This is a genomic window from Streptomyces phytophilus (assembly GCF_013870535.1).
Lineage (GTDB): Bacteria > Actinomycetota > Actinomycetes > Streptomycetales > Streptomycetaceae > Streptomyces > Streptomyces phytophilus.
The window spans coordinates 1-4,246 of the sequence record NZ_JACBXC010000485.1 but is presented as its reverse complement, the minus strand read 5'-3'; the positions used below and the strand labels follow the sequence as shown (position 1 = coordinate 4,246).

5 protein-coding genes are annotated in these 4,246 nt (G+C 74.0%); 4 read left to right on the top strand and 1 reads right to left on the bottom strand.

What is annotated here, in order from left to right; all coding sequences use genetic code 11:
* The 3 genes from H5J30_RS19745 to H5J30_RS19735 all read left to right on the top strand — a co-directional run.
* The coding region (locus H5J30_RS19745) for a PP2C family protein-serine/threonine phosphatase (RefSeq protein WP_374100998.1) at positions 1–549 on the top strand (549 nt) is incomplete at its 5' end.
* Positions 550–670: 121 nt separating this feature from the next.
* Positions 671–2,026, top strand: a complete 1,356-nt coding sequence (locus tag H5J30_RS19740; protein WP_181788738.1) for a vWA domain-containing protein — start codon at positions 671–673, stop codon at positions 2,024–2,026.
* Positions 2,027–2,105: 79 nt separating this feature from the next.
* Entirely contained in the window at positions 2,106–3,044 is a 939-nt protein-coding gene (locus H5J30_RS19735) for an FHA domain-containing protein (protein ID WP_374101000.1), read from the top strand.
* A 156-nt stretch (positions 3,045–3,200) separates the two neighbouring features.
* Here H5J30_RS19735 and H5J30_RS19730 read toward each other — a convergent pair whose 3' ends face one another.
* Complete coding sequence (locus H5J30_RS19730; RefSeq protein ID WP_181788736.1) at positions 3,201–3,500, bottom strand: trypco2 family protein; 300 nt, start codon at positions 3,498–3,500, stop codon at positions 3,201–3,203.
* A gap of 90 nt (positions 3,501–3,590) precedes the next feature.
* Between H5J30_RS19730 and H5J30_RS19725 the strand changes: the two genes are divergently transcribed.
* Positions 3,591–4,246: trypsin-like peptidase domain-containing protein (locus H5J30_RS19725; protein ID WP_181788735.1), on the top strand; the 656-nt coding region annotated here is incomplete at its 3' end.

Sequence of the window (4,246 nt, the reverse complement as noted above, 5' to 3'; positions counted from 1 at the left end):
GCCGCCGCCGGTGCGGTCAACGAGCTGGCCGCGCAGCACTCGCCGCTGAGCCACCAGAACGCGCCGGCCTGCACGATCGTCAGCTCGGTGATCGCCGCCGGCATCCTGACCGTCGGCTGGATCGGCGACTCGCGCGCGTACTGGGTGCCGGACGACCGCGCCGCGCCGTCGGCCCGGCTCACCGAGGACGACTCGTGGGCGGCGCAGATGGTCGCCGCCGGACTGATGTCCGAGGCGGACGCGTACGCGGACGAGCGCGCGCACGCGATCACCGGCTGGCTGGGCGCGGACGCCCACGAACTCGACCCGCACACCGCCTCGTTCAAGCCGGACGGGCCCGGCGTGGTGATCGTGTGCACCGACGGCCTGTGGAACTACGCGGAGGCGGCGGCGGAACTGGCCGCCGCGGTGCCGCCCGACGCCGCGGTCCGGCCGCTGCACGCGGCCCAGGTGCTCGTCGGCCACGCGCTGGACGGCGGCGGCCACGACAACGTAACAGTGGCGGTACTCCCGTTCCCCGGCCCGGCGGGCGGGGCAGGCCCTTCGTGATGGAGGGGGAACGCGAGGGGGTCTGATCCGCCACGGGGGGCGGCGCGCGTAACGTAGTCAGCCTCTCTTGCCCGGTGAATTGTCTACATAGTTCTAAAGAGCATCAGTGGGAGGGGACGAGATGGCCAACTTCTCGAAGTCGAACGCACCGGAGTTCTCGGTCGAGGTCTACCAGAACGAGTACCTGCCCGAGGGCGGCCGGGAAGTGAACGCGATCGTGACCGTGGCCTCGACGGGCGGCGGCACGACGGGCGGCATGCCGCTGCCCGCCGCCACCCCGGCGGGTGCGCAGTTCGGCTCCGGGCGTCCGGACGCGGGCGTGGTGATCATGGTCGACTGCTCGGGCTCGATGGACTATCCCCCCACCAAGATGCGCAACGCCCGCGACGCCACCGCCGCCGCCATCGAGACGGTGCGCGACGGCGTCGCCTTCGCCGTCGTCGCCGGCACCCACGTGGCGCGCGAGGTCTACCCCGGCGGCGGCCGGCTCGCGGTCGCCGACGCCTCGACCCGTACGGAGGCCAAGGAGGCGCTGCGCAAGCTGAGCGCCGGGGGCGGCACGGCGATCGGCACCTGGCTGCGGCTCGCGGACAAGCTCCTCGGCTCCGCCGAGGTGGCGATCCGGCACGGCATCCTGCTCACCGACGGCCGCAACGAGCACGAGTCGCCGGAAGACCTGCGGGCCGCCCTCGACGCCTGCGCCGGCCGCTTCACCTGCGACGCCCGCGGCGTCGGCACGGACTGGGAGGTCAAGGAGGTCACCGGCATCGCCTCCGCGCTGCTCGGCACCGCCGACATCGTCGCCGACCCGGCCGGGCTCGCCGCGGACTTCACGCAGATGATGGAGACCGCGATGGGCAAGGAGGTCGCGGACGTGGCGCTGCGGCTGTGGACGCCGCAGGGCTCGACCATAAAGTTCGTCAAGCAGGTCGCCCCCACCGTCGAGGAGCTGACCGAGCGGCGCTCGGAGGCCGGCCCGCGCGCCGGCGACTACCCCACCGGCTCGTGGGGCGACGAGTCCCGCGACTACCACGTCTGCGTCGAGGTGCCCCCCGCCTCCGTGGGCCAGGAGATGCTCGCGGCCCGCGTCTCGCTGATCCTGCCGCAGCCCGACGGCAGCGCGCAGACCCTCTCCCAGGGCCTGATCCGGGCCGTGTGGACGGACGACATGGCCGCCTCCACCCGTATCAACGCGCAGGTCGCGCACTACACCGGCCAGGCCGAACTCGCCCACGTCATCCAGCAGGGCCTGGAGGACCGCAAGGCCGGCGACATGGACGGCGCCACGGCCAAACTGGGGCGCGCCGTCCAGTTGGCGAGCGCCTCCGGAAACGCGGACACCGCAAAGCTACTGTCGAAGGTGGTGGACGTGGTCGACGCGGCGAGCGGTACTGTGCGTCTGAAGGCCAAGGTCGCGGAGGCCGACGAGATGACACTGGAGACACGGTCGACGAAGACCGTCCGCGTCAAGAAGTGACGAGAGTGAGACAGGGGGATCCACCGAGATGGCGACCTGCCCGAACGGTCACCCGTCAGGAGCCGAGGACTGGTGCGAGGTGTGCGGTATCCGCATGCCGGGCGCCGTCCCGCCGCCGGCCGCCCAGGTCCCGCCGCCGGGCCCGGGGGGCTACGGCTACCCCGGTCCCCCCGTCGGCGAGCCCACCCAGGCCGCGGAGCCCTGCCCGTCGTGCGGCACGCCCCGCGAGGGACAGGCCCAGTTCTGCGAGGAGTGCCGGTACAACTTCGTCACCCAGAGCGCCCAGCCGTACGTGCCGCCGACGATGGCCTCCGGTTTCTCGCAGGGCTTCCACCCGCAGCACCCGCAGGGGCTGACGTACCAGCCGTCGGGCCCCTCGCAGGTCCACCGCGGCCCCGAGCCGCTCGGCCCGGACACCGGCGCGGCGCACGCACCACCGCCGCCGCCCCCGCCGCCCGGCCCGGCGCACGGGGTGCCGCCGCAGGCGCCGCCGGCGCAGCCGGACCCGCGGATGGGCGGCGACTTCGTGATCACGCCGCCCAGCTCGGCGCAGCCGCCGCCGCAGCACGGGCAGCACGGGCAGCAGTTCCCGGGCCAGGGGCCGCCGCACCCGGTGGGCTGGGTGGCGGTCGTGGCGCCGGACCGGGAGTACTTCGCGGCGATGATGTCGCGCAGCGGGCCCGAGGCGCAGGGGCTGAACCTGCCGGCGTACTCGCCGGAGCAGAAGGTGCCGATGATCGGCCCGCAGATCGCGATCGGCCGAAAACGCCAGTCGACGGGTGAGGTGCCGGACATCGATCTGGCCAGACCGCCGGAGGACCCGGGCGTCTCGCACAAGCACGCGATGCTCGTCGAGCAGCCGGAGGGCGGCTGGGCGGTCGTCGACCAGAACAGCACCAACGGCACGACCGTCAACGGCGCGGCCGACCCGATCCAGCCCTTCGTCCCGGTGCCGCTCAAGGAGGGCGACCGGGTCCACGTCGGCGCGTGGACGACGATCCGCATCGAGCGGGGCTAGCCGCCCGCCCACCCTGCACCACCTGCACGACCCGCACCACCCGGCCGACCCGGTGCCGAAACGTTCCGAGCCGGCCCGCCGCAGCGATGTCGTACGGACCCCATCCCGTACGCCACCGCAGCCCCCGCGCCACCCCGCCTCGACGACGAGGCGCCCTCAGCGGCTGATCGCCCGGTCGCCGGCATCGCCGTGCGGCACCAGATCGAGCTGCACCCGGTGCGTACCGACCCGGGTCGCGGATCCCCCGGCGCCCGCCTCCACCACCCCGAGCCGCAGCGACAGCCGTCCCTCGCCCGTGCGGTGCAGTTCCACGGCGAACTCCAGGCTCACCCGCTCCACCCGGAACCGCCAGTCGCTCCGCTCCCCCTCCCGCTCCGCCCTGGCCAACTCCCGCCGCACCTCGGCGATCGCGTCCGCCAGCCCCACCAACTCGTCGCCCTGCGCCTCGTGTGCCATCAGCGAGCCCCCTTCACCCCATGACTATGCGTCATTAAGCCGTGCCAGAGTGTAGAGGGGGACCCGCCGGGAACGTTATCGTCAGCCTTCATGGGGGATCGGGCTGCCGCGGAGGGCAACGGCTGGCGGCTGCGGCTGCGCGCCGGCGGCAGGATCCTGGGCGCGGGCATCCTCGTCGCCCCGGACCGGGCCCTGACCTCGGCGCACGCCCTGGACCGCACCGGCGGCGAGCTGACCGTCGACTACGTCGACTACCGGGGCACCGTCGAGCCCAGCCGCGCCCGCCCGCTGCCCGGCTGCGTCAAACCCTGCGGCACGGAGCCGGCCGACGGGGACGTCGCGCTGCTGTCCCTCGACCCGCCCCGCGCGGGGGTGCGCCCGGCGCCGCTGCGCCGCAACCTGCACTACACGGGCGCGAAGGTGCGCATCGGCGGCTTCCCCGCGAAGGGCGACGAGGGGTTATGGGTACGGGCCGAGGTGGACGGCCCGTACGGCGCCTGGTGGCAGCTCACCCCGGAGAACCCGGCGATGGTCCTCGAAGCGGGCTTCAGCGGCGCGGGGGTCGCGAGCGCCCAGCTGGACCGGGTCTCGCCGGAGCCGCCGCCGGAGGTCCTGGGCATGGTCGTCAGCCGGTTCTACGACGACGGGCAGGTGCCGCGGTTCGAGAAGCGGCACGGGCACATGATCCCGCTGGACCGGATCGCGGAGCTGCTGCCGGAGGTGGACCGGCTCATCGGCGGGCCCGC

Coding starts and splice junctions, on each gene's coding strand:
- H5J30_RS19740 (WP_181788738.1), top strand. CDS start 671: ATGGCCAACTTCTCGAAGTCGAACGCACCGGAGTTCTCGGTCGAGGTC.
- H5J30_RS19730 (WP_181788736.1), bottom strand. CDS start 3,500: ATGGCACACGAGGCGCAGGGCGACGAGTTGGTGGGGCTGGCGGACGCG.